The organism is Saprospira grandis, from assembly GCF_027594745.1.
In the GTDB taxonomy this organism is placed as follows: Bacteria; Bacteroidota; Bacteroidia; order Chitinophagales; family Saprospiraceae; genus Saprospira; species Saprospira grandis.
Window position 1 is genome coordinate 3,034,492 of sequence record NZ_CP110854.1, and the last position, 17,510, is coordinate 3,052,001.

A 17,510-nucleotide genomic window follows, 5' to 3' on the forward strand; every position below is an offset into this window, starting at 1 on the left:
CTATCCATCCCTCAGCCGGCGGCTGCGCCGCCTCTAGATGTAAAATGGACCAAACAAAAAAAGCCCTTGGCAACTACTTGCCAAGGGCTTCGAGCTAAAAAGTAGTCACACTAATTATAGTTCCTTGCGTCCAGCTTCTACAATAGCCAAAAAGTCTTCGGCATCCAAAGAGGCACCGCCCACCAAAGCCCCATTGATGTTGGGCTGGGCAAAAAGGGCCGCCGCATTACTGGGCTTACAACTTCCACCATACAAAATAGTCGTTCTCTGGGCCAAGTCCTCAGAAAATTGTTTGGCCAAATAAGCCCGAATAAAAGCGTGCATTTCTTCGGCCTCTTCCGGACTAGCCGTCTGCCCCGTGCCAATGGCCCAAATCGGCTCATAGGCCAAAACAATCCGCTCCATCTGCTGGGCATCTAGCTGCCCCAAAACTTCCTGCAATTGCTGCTCTACAAAAGCTTGGGCTTGGCCCTCCTTCCGAACGGGCCAAGGTTCTCCAAAACAATAAATCGGCTGCAAACCCTGACGCAAAGCTTGCTTGACCTTATCCGTTAGCATCTTGCCATCTTCCGCAAAATCTCTTCTGCGCTCAGAATGGCCCAAAATCACATACTTAAGGCCCAAATCGGCCAACATAGGGGCCGAAATCTCTCCCGTATAGGCGCCCTCTTTCTGAACATGGCAGTTCTGTGCCCCAATTTGTACATCAAAACGATCTTTGGCCAAGGTTTGGGCCGTCTGCAAATGAATATAGGGCGGACAAATTACCATTTCTTTGCCCTCGGGCAATGGATCTAGGGTCGAAATAATCTGATTCAGTAACATGATCCCCGGAACATAAGATTTATTCATCTTCCAGTTGGCTACCACTAATGACTTAGCTTTCATTTTTATGGGCGGTTTTAAACTTGAATATCTATTTTATCTCCCAAATACTTGGGCGCTGTCCCCAAGATATATAAATCTACCCAAGCCCCCAAACGGGCCAAATATTCTCTGTAAATCACTTTTTTATTGGACCATTTCGGAAAGTCAGCATCATAAGCAATGGCATCTATACCACAGGCGCTAGCTATCCACAAAGCCCGAGGATTATGAAAGCCCTGAGAAATAATAGTAATCTTTTGCTGCTGAAAAATCTTTTTGGCCCGCACCACCGAGTCTAAGGTCCGCAAACCCGCAAAATCCATCGTAATGGCCGAGGCGGGCACCCCCAACTTAATGAGCTTGTCGCGCATATCTCTGGGCTCATTGTAGTTGTGGTTGCTGTTGTCGCCACTTACTAAAAAATGCTTAACCTTGCCCGCATGATAAAGCTCGGCAGCGGCTTTCATGCGCAAACTAAAAAAAGGATTTTCATAGCGGCCATTAACTGAGCGAGAGGTGCCCAAAACTAGGGCGACTTCTCGGGCCTCAATCTGCTCCACATCTTGGTAAGATTGCCCTTTGGCCCAGCTCAACATGGCATAATTGACCGAAAGGAGTAAAATAAGAGCCGTAGCAGAAAGCCCTAAAGCCAAATAGGCCATTTTTTTCCAATGCTTTAATATTCTCATAGTTGGTAAATTGGTGGTTCAAATAGGGGCTTGGGAAATGGGGCGGCGGCAAAGCCGCCTTGGCCGAAGGCCAAAATGGCCTAGCGCTGTGCAGGGGTGGCCGCAGGCCAGACCCAGCCGCCGAAGGCGGCGCAGGGCCGAGCAGACTTGCGAGCCCCGAAACATAGCGCCGCAGCTTTGCTGCGGAGGCCCCTAATGCTGCAGAATCAACTTTGCCGAAAACTGCTCGCTTTTTCGTCCTTTGGGCCAAAGATTGAGCAAATAAGTTCCTTGGGGAATGGCCGAAAAATCTAGTGGTAAGCTGCGGCCCAAAAGTGGCGCCTCGCCTTGGGCAACCTCTTGGCCCAATAAATTGAATAGGCGGTACTCTATTTCATCATAGCTATCGGGCAATAAAACAATGAGTTTTCCTTGGCTAGGGTTGGGCAAGATACTCAATTTGTAGGCATTATCTTCCATGATGGGGTAGACTAAATTTGGACGGACCAAGGCCAGCGCCCGCCAAAGGTCTAGGCGGCCCCAACCTGCACTAAAATTGGGCTGGGCATCCTGGGCCAAGCCCCCACAATCTTCGCCAGGCAAGGGCAAAGCCGACTGCCGCAAAATTTCTTCTATGCGCTCCACATCTCCCTTGAGCTCGGGGGCGGCAGAGAGCAAAAGGGCCACGGCCGCAGCCACATGAGGGCCCGCCATACTCGTTCCCGAAGAGCTGCTGTAGCCTTCATTGAGGACCGAAGAGCGGATATTGACCCCGGGGGCGGCAATATCGGGCTTGGGCTTATCATTGCTAGGGGTCAGCGATGGTCCGCGGCTACTAAAGCCTGCAATTTGGTCATCTATATTACTGGCAGCTACCACAAAAGATTCTCCAAAAATAGCGGCTGGATTTTGAATGCTACCGCAGCTAGGCCCCTCATTTCCAGCCGAAACCACCACCATAACTCCCGCCGCCTTGAGGTTAATTACCGCTTGGCGAAGTAGGGCAAAGTTATCGGGATGGCAGCCTTCTACGGGAGGGCAGCCCCAAGAATTATTGATTACATCAGGGGCTTTGCTAGGGTCTGCATCGCTACCGCTAAGGTTTGTAGGGGCCAAAAACCACTCAAAGCACTCCAAATAGCTGGCGGGGCTACCCCAGCCTCGGTCCATATTTCGGCAGCCGATCCATTGAGACTCTGGAGCAAGGCCAATAGTTTCGTTGGGGGCAAGGCCCGCCATGGTCCCCATGGTATGGGTACCGTGAGCATGGTCATCGCAGGGAGTTTGGGCATCAAAGCCACAGGGATTATCCGAAGTATTGTGCAAGGGGCTGGCCTCATGGATGGCATCATGCCAGTTATAATTATGGTCGTTTTGGGCCGTTCCTCTATATTGGCTATTGATGGCCGGATGCTCCCAATCGTAGCCTGTATCTTGGCCAGCCACCACTACGCCAGCGCCCTTAAAGCCCAAGGCCCAGAGAAGCTGCGCCCGTACTTGCTCGATGCCCCAATTGCTATAGCTTTTGCTGCCATGGGCTACTGGAAAACTCGCCTGCATATTGGGGTTGGGAAGAATGCGGGCAATATCGGCCCGTTGGGCCAACTGCTCCAAATCACTTGCTTTGGCCCAAACTCTTATTGCATTGACCACTAAAAAAGACTGATACTGAAGCTCTAAACCCTTTAATTGGGCCAAAATAGGCGCCTGTGCAGCCTGCGCATTTTGGAGTTGAGCAAAGACATAGCGGCCCTTGGCCAATTTGCCTTTTTTGGGCAAGTTCGGAAACTCAGCCTGCTGCTCCAACAATAAAAAACAATCAATTAAAGACTTTTGCTCCAGATCAATAATGGGCGAAATCTTTTGGGCCCAAAATAAATGAGGGAGGGCCAAAAATACAAGCAAGTAAATAATGCGCATAAATTATTTCGTTTAAATGAGGTCCGTAATAATGAGTTTGCTTAAAATACGTAGCCAAAAAGCAAAAAGTGGGTCGATCAAGAGATTAAGGCAGAAAAACATAGCGCTTTTGCTGTACCTCCCAAACTAAAGGCTGTTTTTGCTCCTCAAACAACTGATAAGCATCGGCCAAATTGGACCAAAAATCAAAGTAGGGGCTATCCTTATGCTTTTCTAAAGCAGCTGGCTCTAAGGCAAAGGGATAACAATGAACCTGCACCGAGGGTTGCCCCGCAGATAAAGCCGCCGCTACCGCCCCATAAATTTCCTCAATCGCCGCATCGGTCATGGCATAACAACCAATAGAAACACAGTCGCCATGTACCATCAAATAAGAACCCGTCCGCCGATGGGCCCGATCATAGGCATTCGGATACCCCAAATTGAAGGCTAAATGATATTTGCTCTTGGGGTTGAGCTGCGATTTTCGGACCTCATAAATGCCCTCTGGCGCCCGACCATCGCCCTCCTTGAATTTTGGCCCCAAGCCCTTTTTTCCATAATTACAAATAGGATATTTTTGTACTAAAATGTAGTAGGCCCCCTTCTCTTTTTGCATCCATAACTCTAGCCGCCGCTCCGCTTTGAAGATCCGAATCAAGACGGGATCCCCTAAATGCAGGCCCGCTTTTTCTAGCTGCTTGGTTAAGTTTCCTCTGGCCTCTATTTGCGCCAAATTAGACTGGCAAGAAAGCAAGAAGAAAAAAATGAATGGAAAAGATAAATGGCAAATATGGAATTTGGCCAACAAATTGGTGGTTGTTAAAAAGTAATGCAACATAAAAGTTTTATTTAAAGCAGCAGACAAATCACTAATAAATAAAGATAAACATCCATCGTTTTTCTACAAATGTTAATTCGGAACGGCTTGTTAACCAATTTGTTGGAGATGCAAAGGGAATAGCTTATCTTTGTGTCCCGTTCTATTTGTCCGCCTCAATAGAACTCTACAGAAGTAGTCTTTTTTTGCAAGTTTTGGTCGCTAAACAAAATAATATCGCTTTATAAACGTCCTGCTAGCTGATAAACGCTCTTTTTTATGAGTTCGACATACAAACATTTGAAAATGAAATCATTTTTCCCCCTTTTCCTAGTTTGCAGTCTCATCTTGGGTTTTTGGCCCAATACGACTACGGCCTGGGCTAGCCCCCAAGGCCCAGCAGAGGATTATCGTCCCCTCATTGATGATCATTTCTCTCATGTAGATTATCTCCCCCGATATCGTGAAAAAAACAAAAACTTTATCATCTCTAAGGTAGAGTACGGCGCCAAAGAGGTCGTCTTGCATTGTATTTATATTTCTACCCATAACGATATGCTGGAGTTTGTTGGCCACGACCTCCCTTATGCCTGGGCCCTAGAAACACCCAAACGGCCAGGTAGCCAACAAGAGGCTTTGCGCAAATTGGCCACGGTCAAAAATATTCGCCTCAATAATGAATTGCAATTAGCCGAGCTAGGCGCCGAACAACGCTTTCCCATGATGCCCCAAAAAGGCGATGTCCTTAGCTGTGAGTTACATGTAGAAAATTTGCCCTATTTCGTTAAGGTGGTCAACCTCACCGGAGGCCCCCAAGATGCCAATTTTAGAACGTATTTTGAGGTGAGTGACCTCATGCTAAAGTCGGCTACTAGCCCCACCCTAGGCAGCCAACAAGAAATGAAAACGAAGCTAGATAATTTCTATACAGCCTTTAGCTACGCAAAGTCTAAGGTCTATGAGTCAGAAGAACTGGTCCCCAAAGCCGAAAACCTAGGCGAACGCCCCAATATGCCCATTCAATCGGCCATGCAGCCCGTAGATTATATGCCCAATATGCTCAATACGGTAGAAGATTTAGAGTGCCAAAAACGAGTGATCCTCAAAAATGTCTATTTTCACGATAATAAAGCCCGCTTTTCTAGACGAGTACAGGCCATGAAAACCTTGGGTATTGTCCAAAATTATTTAGAACGATACCCCTCTGCTAAGGTGGTCTTGCACGGACATACCGATATTTTTGGCGATGCTTACAATAATCTCATCCTTTCTAAGGAACGAGTTTTGGCCGTCAAAAGAGCCTTAATCCAGAAAGGGGTGGATCGCAAAAGAATTATTACCCTACATCATGGCGGCTCTCAACCTTTGCCGCATCACGAAAATGGCGGGGCCGTTAACCGCCGGGTAGAGGCCGAAATTATTTGTGGCGAACAAGATGGTCCAAATTAAATGATGGTCCAGATTCAAAAAAATAGCCCTCAGGAGCGTTCTGCTGCTGGGGGCTTTCTTTATTCTTTTTTGGGGCCCGCGGCCGGCTAGCCTTCGGCTAGGTCGGCCGCCGCTATGCTGCGCCGCTCGCAGGTCTGCTCGGCCCTGCAGCCCTGCGGGCTTTGGTCTGGCCCTTTGGGCCACGGCTGCGCAGCGCTGGGCCAAATAAGGCCTGGCCGAGGAGCTAAGAGAGTTGCTGGGCCAATAGCTCCATATAATGTTCAATTTCCTGAAACTCTTGTAAAAAAACCTTGGCCTCCTGCCGTACTGTTTCCGCACTCAAGGGCTGGCGAACAGATAACTCAAAACGCTGGCCCTTATGAGATAGGCCCAAATAAGCCGTCTGGTCCACAAAAGCAAAATAAACGGGCCGCTCCCAACGAGCCGAAATATCGAGCAAAACCTGCTGTAAATCCAAACGCAATAACTTACGGCTCCCCTCAGGGCTGTCGCCATAAACGGCATAACGCTCCGAAAATTCGGGTAGGCCCTCAATTTCAATATGCTTTTGCTTAATCTGAAGCAGTGAAAGCGCATCGTTGACCCAAGAAAACCACTTAGAGTTTTGGGAGTTTTTGATCAATTGTGGAATCACTAAGGTAGACCCAATTTGGCTGCTGTTGGGCAGGCGAATACGGCCAAAAATTCCCTTAAATACAACAGAAATATTGACCTTTTTCTTGTTGCCACTGCGGTTTTCTGTCCGCCTTTTGGCCTCTATTTCTGAAAAATCGACCGGGAATTTACCAATTTGGCCCACAAACAAGTCTTCGCCTTTTAGGATATTGGGCGGCGGCTGAAACAAGCCCGCTCTGCGCAAATCATCTAGGGTTAAGCTATTTTTGGGCCGATACTCAAAATGAGGATGCTGGCCCAAAAGGGGCAACAAAAGCGCTTCTTTTACCTCGCCCCTCAGGCGGTCCAAACGATTGCGGCCCGCTCTAGAAAAGAGCACAATTGCCCCAATAAAAAAGATGAAAGCCGCCACCCCAGTAGGAATCGGAATTGCCTTGCTATCTAAATTGCTCAGTGCAATATAGGCAAAAAGCAAAGCGATAGCCAAGGGAATTAGGGCCAAGGACTTGAGCAAATAGTAGGGGATCAGCTTGCGCTTGCGCAGCTTTTCGGCCTTGGGAATCAGCTGTTCAATTTCTTGGATATGCGCATTGAGGTCAAACATAAAGAGGGAATTAGAGCAAAAAAAATGGTCCAGTAGGGCGGCGAAGCCGCCCTGGCCACAACAAGGCCTTTAGGCCGTCTTCGACGACCAAAGGGAGTAACCGATGTGTAGCAGGGCCGCCGAAGGCGGCAGACCAAGGCGGCGAAGCCGCCCTGGCCTAGCGATGTGCAGGGGTGGCCGTAGGCCAGACCGAGCCAGCTTGCTGGCGAAGGGCCGAGCGAATAGCGAGCCCCGAAACGTAGCGACGCAGCAAAGCTGCGGAGGCCCCAAAACAAAATACAAAAAAATTACTTTTGGCAATTTAAAAGTTGCTCTTGCACCTGATCGAGTTGTAGAAACTCCCCCTTATTGCCCCAAGAATTGCGCACATAATTGAGCACATTGGTAATTTCTACGGCGCTAAGGGCTTTATTTTCGGGCATTTCATTGTCAAATTCTTGTCCATTGACGAGAATAGGGCCATGCAGGCCGTAGCGGACCCAGCAGGCGGCGGCCGTACCGGCCTGCATCAGGGCATCGGCTTGGGCGAGGGGCGGAATCAGCTCTTCTAGGCCTTCGCCTTGGTCGCCATGGCAGTTGGCGCAATGTTTTTCGTAGAGCATGGCGCCATCGCCGTAGGCATTGGGTTGCTCGCAGGCAAAAAGGCCCAAAAGCAGGAAGAAAAAAAGGAAAATGGGACGCATAAGCGGCTTATTTTTCGGCCAAAAGGATGGCAATATCTTTAATGAGGTCCTCCATTTTTTCGGGATCTGTACCATCGTACATTCCCCGAATTCGGCGGTGGCGATCGACTAAGGCCACGGCCCCGCTATGGTCAAAACCACCGGGAGCGCCCTCATCGACCAAGGCCGCAATGAGATATTCTGGCGAGAGCTTATAGATGTCCTCATGTTTGCCCGTGAGCAAATGCCAGCTTTTAGCGTCAATATTAAACTTATCGGCATACCAAGCAAGGCGGCCAATAGTATCGTGTTTGACATCGATAGAGTGGGAGAGGAGCAAGAAATCATCTCGGTCTTTATACTCCTTGTACACCTTTTTGAGATTGGCCTTCACCTTGGGGCAGATCGTGGGGCAGGAGGTAAAGAAGAAATCGGCGACATAGACCTTGCCCTCTACGGTAGCCTGGGTAATATTTTCGCCTTCTTGATTGTAGAGGCTAAAATCTGGAATTTTATGTTCTGTAGAGTCATAGACCGTTTTACCATCAACGGTTTTTTCAGTCACTTCGGGCTGGCCCAAAACGGGTAGTTTTTTTTGTGGGCTAGAACTACAGGCGCCTAAGGTTGCTATGGCGAGCAGAAAGATGAAAAATTTAGTATTCATAGTAGGACAATCTTTATTTAATCTCTTCAAGGAAGCCTTTGGCGTTTTGCATACTGCTTTGCATCAGCCTAGTGACCTCTTCAATTTTTTCTTCTTCAGTTTGTAGATAGCTCCAAAGTTCTTTTTCTGAGCTTTGGGCATAAAAGTCCTCATTGAGGTGAGGATTTTTAAAGGCATTCATCCAGTCAAACATGGCCTCATGTCCTTTTTTGAGCTGGGCCAAAATGAGCAAAGCGTCCTTTTTTTGTTCTGCGGGCAGGCTATCTGCGGCAGATAATTTACGCAGCTTAAATTGATAAGCTTCTAGCTGCCCAATTTCGGGCATAATGCTGTCGTGTTTGGCCACAACAAGGGTATAGAGCGAATCTAATTGGGGAGAAAGGCCGCTTTGATTGCTGGGGGCAGCAGCGGGATTTTGGCAGGCTGCAAGTAGGAGCAAGCCAAGAAATAAAGCGTGGAATTTAGCCATTTTTTTGTTGATTTTTTAGCCATTTGAGTCCTTCTCGTTGAGAAAGACCTGATAGTTTAGCTTCATTTGTGTGAATAAAAGTAGTAACAGCTGGGCCGTTGGTTTTAGAGTACTCTCTGAGCGACCAACCGATTGCTTTTCGGATAAAAAAGTCGGTTTCGGGGGCTAGTTCTAGAATAATTTCTTGCAAGAGGGGCCAATCTGTTTTGTCTTTATAGCGAAGCTGAAAGAGCAGGGCCGTTCTTCGGAGCCAGAGGTCTTCTGATTGAACCCAGTTTTTCACCTCTGTTTTAAGGGTGGGAAAACGTTGCAAATAGGAGCCAATGAGTTTTGGACCAATATAATCGCAGCTATCCCACCAACTATTGCTTTGCAAGAGCTGCAGCAAAAAGGGCAGCAGCTCTGCATCTTCTGTTTTTTTCAAGGGCTTTTCTAAGAGCTCCATCGCCTGATAGTGCAACTCTCGATAATCCTGCGCCCAAAGTAATTGCACAAAATCAAATAAATCTTCTCCCTGAGGCAAGGGCCTTTTGGCCCAAAAAGCTTTTTGGGCCGTTTTCCGAATAGGGGCAGGCAGTCCCAAAAAGCTAAACCGATTCCGCATATAAGCCGACATAGGCGCAGCCTTCTCTTTAATAGCGGCTTGCTTAAAGTGGGCTTCTAAGGCTTTTAATAAAGCTATTTGAGTCTTTTTCAATAGTTTACAAAATTTTAATATGACTGCTTTTTGAAGAATTTTATTTTGAAAAATTTAAGACTTCGCAGTTTTTGAGTTAATTTTAATAAAGCAAGCAATACCCTTTTTTTTTAAACACTTTGCTAACCCCCACAGCATCGCTTCACTCCTAAACTTAATTTTTATGAAGAATAGTTATTTGATGTTGCTCCTCTTCTGCCTGTCTTCGGCAGCACTGCTAGCACAGCCTACCGAGGCCTACCTCTCCGAAGAGCATTACAAAAAATTAGATGGCAACTTAGAGCGCCTTTTTCATCTGCGTCAAGGTGTTTTTCGGCAAAAGAATAAAACCCCTAATGGCGAGCTAAAATCATGGTACGTGAATTCTGGCCAAGATAGTGTGATGCTGTATACCGTAGCCCTAGGGAATAAGTACCGAGATGGCTACTGGCTGCTGCATTATCAGTTTATGAGCAATTTGCCCGATATGCCAGTTTATACCGCCCTAGAACATATTACAGAAATTAACCGCGATAGTTTGCATGGGCAAATGTATAAACTTCCTGTAGAAGTTAAATTGAGCCAGCTCCTAAAAAAGCCCAAAAAAACCCTAGGCAAAATTAAATTAGATCTAGAAGAATTAGAGGCCCTAGATGAGGAAATTTTTTATTGGAAAAGGGACTATAACAGTTTTGAAGGACACTCTTTACCCTATTTCCAAAACCAAACAAAAAGAGAAGAGAAAAAATATACCGTAGACTACTACTATATCCACCTAGATGCCCTCTGCTTTATGGCTAAACCCGCCAATGCTAAGGTCAGTATAGAGCTGCTCAAAAAACATATCCCCAAGGTAGAAGGCTATAAAACCTTTTTGCTCCGTAGCCAACCCTACCAAACCGCCATTTTTGAAGACTATTTTAAAAAGCCTAAAAAACGCTAAGTATAGCCCCAAAAAACTATGGCCACCAAATTAGTTAATTGTTTATTGGCCTAAATGACCACAAATGAAAATTATTATCGGCTTTTTTTGATTAAATGCAAACAAAATGCTATTTTTAGGGTTGTGGAGATAGCGCTGGCAATAAGCGCTTTCCCATCAAAGAAGAGATAAGGTCCAAGGCCCTATCTCTTCTTTTGGGTTTAAGGAGAACCCTTAAACTATAGTAATTCTGAAAGTATAATCTATAAAAACATACAATCATGGCAGAACTTGTTGATAATAAACAAACAGAGGTGCTAAAAGGTGCGGAGTATTTGGTCCGCGATAGCCAAGCAAAAGAAACTTATATCCCCGAAGAAAGTAATGAGGAGCAGGAGATGATTCGCCAAATGGTGAAGGATTTCTGCGAAACGCATATCTACCCCAATTACGCCAAAATCGAAAAGCAAGAAAATAATATTGCTAAGGATCTTTTGGCCGTAGCGGGCGAGCAGGGCCTACTCAGCGCACATATTCCCGAAGAATATGGCGGAATGCCCATGGATAATAATACCAATACCATTATTACCGAAGAGGTGGGCCGCTCGGGCTCTTTCTCTGTAGCTGTAGCCGCTCATACAGGTATCGGTATGCTCCCCATCCTTTATTATGGTACCGAAGAACAAAAACAAAAGTACTTACCCGGCCTTTGCTCTGGCCAAATGGCAGCCTCTTATTGCCTTACCGAACCCGGCTCTGGCTCAGATGCCCTAGCCGCTAAAACAAAGGCGATCCGCTCTGAAGATGGAGAACATTTCTTTATTACCGGACAAAAAATGTGGATCACTAACGGCGGTTTTGCCGATGTGTTTATTGTCTTCGCTCAAGTAGATGGCGATAAGTTTACTGGCTTTTTGGTAGAACGTGGAGCCGAAGGCCTTAGCCTTGGCGCCGAGGAAGATAAACTCGGGATCAAAGGTTCTTCTACTCGCCAAGTGTTCTTCGAAAATGTAAAGGTGTCTAAGGATGCTGTTTTGGGAGAAATCGGAAAAGGCCACCTCATCGCCTTTAATGTACTCAATGTGGGTCGCTTTAAGTTGGGCGTAATGACTCTAGGCGCCGCTAAACGCAATGCCGACCTAGCCGTACAGTACGCTAACGAACGCCATCAATTTAAACAGCCAATTAGCAATTTTGGGGCTATCCAACATAAGTTGGCCCAACAAGCTACTCAGATTTATGCCGCAGAATCGGCGCTCTACCGTAGCTCTATGCTCCTCCAACAAAAGGCTAAGGCCCTTATGGAAGCAGGCAAAACTTTTGCCGAGGCCAAACTAATCGCCGCCGAAGAATATGCTGTAGAATGCGCTATGCTTAAGGTGATTGGCTCCGAAATGCTCGATTATGTAGTAGACGAAACGGTCCAAATCCATGGCGGAAATGGCTTCTCTGAAGAGTATTCTGCTGCCCGCGCTTACCGCGATGCTCGGATCAACCGCATCTTTGAAGGTACCAACGAAATTAACCGCTTGCTCACTTTCTCTATGACGATGCGTAGAGCTATGAAGGGCGCTATCGATATCACTGGACCCGCTTGGGAGGTGCAAAAGGAGTTGGCTAGCATGCCCAAAATCGAAAATCTCGACGGCCCCCTAGCTCAAGAAATCAAAACGGTTAAGCAGCTCAAGAAAATGGCCCTTATGGTGGCCGGTGGTGCCGCTAAATACCAACTTGATGGCAAATTGGACCTCAAAAATGAACAGGAAATCTGCATGAATATCGCCGACCTAATGATCGACGCTTTCGTGGCCGAGTCTTTCCTTCTCCGTGTCCAAAAATTAGCCGAACTCGGAAAAGATAATAGCAATCCCGAAAAAATGCTTAAGATTTTCCTTAACGATGCCCTCGATCGCGCCGCCAAAAATGCCAAAGATGCACTCTGCTCTTTCGCCGATGGCGATGCCCTCCGCATGATGCTCAATGGCGTGAAACGCTTTAGCAAAGGCGGACAATATAATGTCAAAAATCTAGGTCGTGAAGTCGCCAAAACTTTTATCGACGCTAATGAGTACTGCTTCTAATTAGCAGAATATCAATCAAATTCAAAAAGGTCTGCCTCCTCAGAGGTAGACCTTTTTTGTTTGGGCCTTGGGGCTGTCCTGTATCCGAATAAAGTTTTACCCTAGGCGAGTCAACTTCATGAGGGTTTCAACCCTCATTTATATATTATTGCGGAGCAATACCATTGTTGCTGTAGGTTTCAACCTACAGTGATTGTCATTCTCTAAGCCTTCAAGCGCTCCACCAAATCAATCCTCCGCCCAAACTTTACAACCCTCTGTGCAGTTCTGACAAATGTCTATCTGATCCCGACCCCTAAATAGCAATTCTCTAAATTCCTGATAGGCCTCCGACCACCAGATTTCCTCAAAACTTGCCGACTGCAATTGCCCCAACTCATGCTGCGCATCTTTGTCAAAACAACAAGGCAATACCCGACCATCCCAACTAATCACACAAGAGTGCCAAAGCTTCCAACAATGGTTCAATAACTCATTCTTAATGACATAACTGCCATCCGCCTGCTTGGCATAACGAGCATATTTATTTTGTGTGGGAATCAAGGGGTTGCCCTGCTTGTAATCATAGATCTGGGCGGTCTTCAATTTAACCTCATCCACCCCTATCTCTTCCGCCAAACGATAGATGTCCGGAATCTGATGCTCATTGGGCCGAACTACCAAAAACTGAAAGATCAAATAGGGGGTTTTGCTCTTCAGTTTCTTGCGCCACTTGACCATATTCCTGGCCCCCTGCAATACATTCTCTAATTTTCCACTCTTCCGATAGGCCGAGTAGGTCTCCTGATCACTGCCATCTATAGAGATAATCAAACGGTCCAAACCCGATTCTACGGTTTTCTTCGCATTGGCCTCATTCAAAAAATGTGCATTGGTAGAGGTGGCCGTATAAATGCCCTTCTGCTTGGCATAAGCGACCATCTCCAAAAAGTTGGGGTTGATGTAGGGCTCTCCCTGAAAGTAAAAGGTCAGGTAAAAGAGCTGCCCCCCCATTTGGTCCATCAAACTCCTGAAAAAATCAGCCTTGAGGTTGCCCGTTGGCCTAGAAAAGTTGCGCAACCCACTAGGGCATTCCGGACAACGAAGGTTGCAAGCCGTGGTCGGCTCTATGGCAATAGAAAAAGGCAAACCCCATTGCTTGGGCCGCCCCAATAAACGACTATAATAATAGGAGCTGTAGACTTTGACTAGATTCCAAAACCGTTTTGGCCCAATCCGACGCCCTAGGTTCCAGGCATCCTGCAATTTGGCTAGTTTAGACATAAGGAAGGTAACGTTCTTCTAATATATTACGATGATGACTCTCATGACCCAAGATGATGTAGGCCAAAGCCCGAACCGAACAAGTTTTGCCACTAGCAACTCCCCGCTTTAGCCAATCTTCTGCCCGAAGATGTAGGAAAAACCGCTGACTAAATTGTCGCAAACTCTGCCAATCCACTAAGAGCTCCGAAAGCTTGCGCTGCTCCAAATTAAGGGCCGCAACATAGGCGTCTTCATCAAATCCCGCCAAGGCCTGCCCATCGTTCCGAACAAAACGCAGGGCTCTATATAACATAATTTGCTCGGTATCTATGCAGTGCTGCACCAATTCTTTTATGCTCCATTTGCCCTCGGCATAGGCAAAGTTGCCCGCCTCTAATGGCAAATGTGCCAATAGCTCAAGGGTTTTGTCCATGTTTAACTGAAATTGCGGCAAGAGGGGCCTAGCCGGAACCAAGTTGATGTAGTTGGCATAAAAGGGCGCAAATTCTCCCGCTTCCGGACGTGCTACTGTTTGTTCCATTGACAATGAATTTTCTTTTCTTTAAATAGTTCTTCCCAAGCTGCTCGACTTTCATCGGTCTCCAAACTCAAAGGGTTGCCCTGCACATAAAGTTTTTTCAAATTGGGAAGGTCTTCTAGCCATTTTGGCAGCTGCTCCAACTGATTATCCCCTAAATGCAGTTCTTCCAAATCTTGCAGTTGCCCCAATGCCTCAGGCAGTTGGTCAAGCTCGTTTTGGTCCAAATATAAAATGCGCAAGGCCTGCAAATTAGCAATGCTAGCCGGCAAAAAGGCCAGCTCGTTCTCCGTCAAAAAGAGCTGCTCTAACTGCGGCTGATATTGCAAGTCTTCCAAAATAACTGGCAGGTCCATATAGCTCATCTTCCTCAGCCAAAGCCGCTTCAACCCCTTGGCCTGACGCATCTCCTTGGGCCAGTCTTGTAGCTCCTTTTCATACAAATAAAGAACCCGCAAGCTGTCAAATTGCTCTCCCGATAAGCCTGCTATATCCCGACAAGCCCAAGATGGCGGCTGCGCTTGCCCCATCGCAAACTGCCAAAACAAAAGAAAGCAAAACAAAAAATATAATCGCCTCATCAATATCGTTTTTTGTCAAAATAAAGCCGCTCAAGCATTGAGTTACTCTCAAAATACTGCTTTTCTAAAGATTTTAAAACCTTCTCTTCGGCTAAGTCCCTAGATGTTTCCCCTTTTCGCCAGCCTATGTCCCCTCCCCAGCCACATCATCTCCCCAGTTTTACTCTTTTTTTCTGCCTTTAGGAGGCTGTTTTGGGGCTGCCCCTGCGGCCTTCGGCCTTGGGTCGGGCCATTTCGCAGCTCGCTGTTCGCTCGGCCCTGCAGCGGCTGCGCCGCTTTGGTCTGCCGCCTTCGGCGGCCCTGCTACAGCCCCTCAGCCGGCGGCTTCGCCGCCTCTAGACGCAGAATAGCATCCTCCAAATAGAATATGCCGTTTTGCATCTGCAGAATAGCATCCTCCAAATGGAATATGCCGTTTTGCATCTGCAGAATAGCATCCTCCAAATGGAATATGCCGTTTTGCATCTGCAGAATAGCATCCTCCAAATGGAATATGCCATTTTGTAGCTGCAGAATAGCTTGCCGCAACTGTAAGCTGCCGTTTTGCATCTGCAGAATAGCTTGCCGCAACTGTAAGCTGCCGTTTTGCATCTGCAGAATAGCTTGCCGCAACTGTAATATGCCGTTTTGTAGCTGCAGAATAGCTTCTTCCAAATGGAATATGCCGTTTTGTAGCTGCAGAATAGCTTCTTCCAAATGGAATATGCCGTTTTGTAGCTGCAGAATAGGGCAAAAAGGTTTTGATGGGCTGTTTGATCTCTGTCAAATAGGACAAAAAGGTTTTGATGGGCTGTTTTGCATTTGCAGAATAGCTTAGCGCAACTGTAACATGCTGTAAGGCCCTGGGCTGAAGCCCAGGGTTATTGACTGAGCGAACTGACGGACTAAAGTCCTTGTTCGCTTTTCTACTTCTAAGGCTATTCACTAAAGAAGAAAATGAGCCCAAGCCCTAGCTGCAAAGAAGGGCTTTAGCCCGCTCTTTGCATAGCCCCACAACCATGGGCTTCAGCCCATGGCTATAAGCAGTTTTATCTCGACTACTATATATACTGTAAAATTTATAAGGGGGCTTACAAAATTTTAAACAGTCTCCCAAGACCCTAGGCTAAGGGTAGAGTCACTCCAAGGAGGGGTAGTGCTTCGGTCAATGGATGTTTTAGGGAATGGGGTTAGCGGCTGGCTATTAGGCAAATCCCCTCGAATGAGGGGAAGGCGATTTTTTAGATAGCCTAGGGCCTTGGCCCTAGGGTCCCTATGAGAATTATGGGGAATAAAAAACAAAAGCCAAACTGCCGCAGAAAAAAGCTAAAAGAAAAAAGACAGATGAGCGGCCACAACAAGCCCTTTAGGGCGTCTTCGACGACCAGAGGGAGTAACCGATGTGCCGCCATTGCCGAAGGCCAAACGGCCTAGCGATGCGAAAGGGGGCGGCGAAGCCGCAGACCAAGGCCGTCAGGCCGCAGGGCCGAGCAGACCTGCGAGCCCTGAAGCGTAGCGCCTGCCGAAGGCAGGAGGCCCCAAAACAAAAAAAAAGAGCCACCGAAAAACGGCAGCTCTATATCGTATAGATTCCAAAAGGGGAGGACCTATCCTAGGGCCTTATCCAAATCGGCCAAAAGGTCATCGGCATCTTCTACCCCAACAGAAAGGCGAATGATCGAGTCGGTCAAGCCCACTTTGAGGCGCTCTTCGCGGGGAATAGCCGCATGCGTCATGCTAGCAGGATGGCCAATGAGCGATTCTACGCCACCCAAAGACTCGGCACAAGTGAAATAATGTACCTTTTCGAGCACCTTAGCGGCAGCTTCTGCGGTATCCTCCTTAAGATTAAAGGAAAGCATAGCGCCAAAGCCGCGCATCTGCTTTTTGGCAGTTTCATGTCCCGCATGATGGGCCAAACCAGGATAATACACCTTATCTACCTTGGGGTGCTGCATCAAGAAGTCGGCAATTTTAGCGGCATTTTCGCTCGCTCTTTGCACCCGAAGATGTAGAGTTTTGATGCCACGAAGGACCAAGAAACAATCTTGGGGACCAGGAACAGCGCCCACAGAGTTTTGGATAAAGTAGAGCTTTTCGGCCAAGGCTTCATCCTTCACCACCAAAGCGCCCATCACCACATCAGAGTGGCCACCTAGGTATTTAGTCACCGAGTGCATGACGACATCAGCGCCGAGGTCCAAGGGATTTTGGAGGTAAGGCGTAGCAAAAGTGTTGTCTACACAAACCATAATGTTGTGCTTTTTGGCAACGGCACAAATGGCCTCAATATCAATAATATTGAGCATGGGGTTGGTGGGCGTTTCTACCCAGATGAGCTTAGTTTTTTCGGTAATATGGGCCTCGATTTCGGCGGTGCCCTGCATCCCTACAAACTGAAACTTGATGCCATAGCGGCTAAAGACCTTCGTAAAGAGGCGGTAAGATCCACCATAAAGGTCGTTGGTAGAAATCACCTCATCGCCTGGATCGAGCAGGTGCAAAAGGGCAGCTTCTGCGGCTAGGCCAGAGCCGAAAGTAAGGCCAAACTGTCCATTTTCTAGGGCAGCCAAGTTATCTTCTAGGGCTTTGCGGGTCGGGTTGAGCGTTCTAGAATACTCATAACCTTTATGTTGGCCCGGAGAGCTTTGGGCATAAGTAGAAGTCTGATAAATGGGCGTCATAATCGCTCCCGTTGCGGGATCGGGTTCAATACCTGCGTGAATGACTTTGGTTCCGAATTTCATAAAAATAAGTCGTTTAATTCGATT

17 protein-coding genes are annotated in these 17,510 nt (G+C 47.2%); 3 read left to right on the top strand and 14 right to left on the bottom strand.

What is annotated here, in order from left to right:
• Nucleotides 1-114: 114 nt before the first annotated feature.
• The 4 genes from tpiA to OP864_RS11990 all read right to left on the bottom strand — a co-directional run bounded on the left by tpiA (nucleotide 115) and on the right by OP864_RS11990 (nucleotide 4,275).
• A complete protein-coding gene (tpiA, locus tag OP864_RS11975; protein ID WP_270098409.1) occupies nucleotides 115-888 on the bottom strand; it encodes a triose-phosphate isomerase in 774 nt (257 codons plus the stop codon).
• Nucleotides 889-902: 14 nt separating this feature from the next.
• The gene (locus OP864_RS11980) at nucleotides 903-1,556 is read right to left on the bottom strand and encodes a SanA/YdcF family protein (RefSeq protein ID WP_270098410.1); all 654 of its coding nucleotides are present in this window, start codon (nucleotides 1,554-1,556) and stop codon (nucleotides 903-905) included.
• Nucleotides 1,557-1,748: 192 nt separating this feature from the next.
• Nucleotides 1,749-3,455 carry a S8 family peptidase gene (locus tag OP864_RS11985; RefSeq protein WP_270098412.1) on the bottom strand — a complete coding sequence of 569 codons (1,707 nt, stop codon included), beginning with the start codon at nucleotides 3,453-3,455 and terminating at the stop codon, nucleotides 1,749-1,751.
• 85 nt (nucleotides 3,456-3,540) lie between these two features.
• The gene (locus OP864_RS11990; protein ID WP_270098414.1) at nucleotides 3,541-4,275 is read right to left on the bottom strand and encodes a L,D-transpeptidase family protein; all 735 of its coding nucleotides are present in this window, start codon (nucleotides 4,273-4,275) and stop codon (nucleotides 3,541-3,543) included.
• Nucleotides 4,276-4,560: 285 nt separating this feature from the next.
• Here OP864_RS11990 and OP864_RS11995 point away from each other — a divergent pair, with 285 nt between their 5' ends.
• Entirely contained in the window at nucleotides 4,561-5,703 is a 1,143-nt protein-coding gene (locus OP864_RS11995) for an OmpA family protein (RefSeq protein ID WP_270098415.1), read from the top strand.
• 223 nt (nucleotides 5,704-5,926) lie between these two features.
• On the opposite strand, the gene OP864_RS12000 is transcribed toward OP864_RS11995, so the two are convergent.
• The 5 genes from OP864_RS12000 to OP864_RS12020 form a co-directional block, all read right to left on the bottom strand.
• Complete coding sequence (locus tag OP864_RS12000) at nucleotides 5,927-6,922, bottom strand: DUF3137 domain-containing protein (protein WP_270098417.1); 996 nt, start codon at nucleotides 6,920-6,922, stop codon at nucleotides 5,927-5,929.
• A 287-nt stretch (nucleotides 6,923-7,209) separates the two neighbouring features.
• The gene (locus OP864_RS12005) at nucleotides 7,210-7,605 is read right to left on the bottom strand and encodes a c-type cytochrome (protein WP_270098418.1); all 396 of its coding nucleotides are present in this window, start codon (nucleotides 7,603-7,605) and stop codon (nucleotides 7,210-7,212) included.
• Between the two features lie 7 nt (nucleotides 7,606-7,612).
• Entirely contained in the window at nucleotides 7,613-8,248 is a 636-nt protein-coding gene (locus OP864_RS12010; protein ID WP_270098419.1) for an SCO family protein, read from the bottom strand.
• 13 nt (nucleotides 8,249-8,261) lie between these two features.
• A complete protein-coding gene (locus OP864_RS12015; protein WP_270098420.1) occupies nucleotides 8,262-8,717 on the bottom strand; it encodes a hypothetical protein in 456 nt (151 codons plus the stop codon).
• Nucleotides 8,710-9,414, bottom strand: coding sequence for a DNA alkylation repair protein (locus tag OP864_RS12020; protein ID WP_270098421.1), 705 nt, complete (start codon nucleotides 9,412-9,414; stop codon nucleotides 8,710-8,712). Before OP864_RS12020 ends, OP864_RS12015 begins: the two co-directional genes overlap by 8 nt.
• Nucleotides 9,415-9,577: 163 nt before the next feature.
• Between OP864_RS12020 and OP864_RS12025 the strand changes: the two genes are divergently transcribed.
• Nucleotides 9,578-10,336 (top strand): hypothetical protein, encoded by a 759-nt coding sequence (locus OP864_RS12025; protein ID WP_270098422.1) that lies wholly within the window; start codon nucleotides 9,578-9,580, stop codon nucleotides 10,334-10,336.
• 260 nt (nucleotides 10,337-10,596) lie between these two features.
• Nucleotides 10,597-12,396, top strand: coding sequence for an acyl-CoA dehydrogenase FadE (locus OP864_RS12030; RefSeq protein ID WP_270098423.1), 1,800 nt, complete (start codon nucleotides 10,597-10,599; stop codon nucleotides 12,394-12,396).
• 228 nt (nucleotides 12,397-12,624) lie between these two features.
• Here OP864_RS12030 and OP864_RS12035 read toward each other — a convergent pair whose 3' ends face one another.
• The 5 genes from OP864_RS12035 to OP864_RS12055 form a co-directional block, all read right to left on the bottom strand.
• On the bottom strand, nucleotides 12,625-13,659 hold the full coding sequence (locus tag OP864_RS12035) for a radical SAM/SPASM domain-containing protein (protein WP_270098424.1): 1,035 nt from the start codon (nucleotides 13,657-13,659) through the stop codon (nucleotides 12,625-12,627).
• Nucleotides 13,652-14,182, bottom strand: a complete 531-nt coding sequence (locus tag OP864_RS12040) for a DinB family protein (RefSeq protein WP_270098425.1) — start codon at nucleotides 14,180-14,182, stop codon at nucleotides 13,652-13,654. Before OP864_RS12040 ends, OP864_RS12035 begins: the two co-directional genes overlap by 8 nt.
• Nucleotides 14,167-14,760 (bottom strand): leucine-rich repeat domain-containing protein, encoded by a 594-nt coding sequence (locus tag OP864_RS12045; protein WP_270098426.1) that lies wholly within the window; start codon nucleotides 14,758-14,760, stop codon nucleotides 14,167-14,169. Before OP864_RS12045 ends, OP864_RS12040 begins: the two co-directional genes overlap by 16 nt.
• 303 nt (nucleotides 14,761-15,063) lie before the next feature.
• Nucleotides 15,064-15,456 carry a hypothetical protein gene (locus OP864_RS12050; protein WP_270098427.1) on the bottom strand — a complete coding sequence of 131 codons (393 nt, stop codon included), beginning with the start codon at nucleotides 15,454-15,456 and terminating at the stop codon, nucleotides 15,064-15,066.
• Nucleotides 15,457-16,346: 890 nt separating this feature from the next.
• Entirely contained in the window at nucleotides 16,347-17,486 is a 1,140-nt protein-coding gene (locus tag OP864_RS12055; protein ID WP_002657294.1) for a cystathionine gamma-synthase, read from the bottom strand.
• Nucleotides 17,487-17,510: the final 24 nt, after the last annotated feature.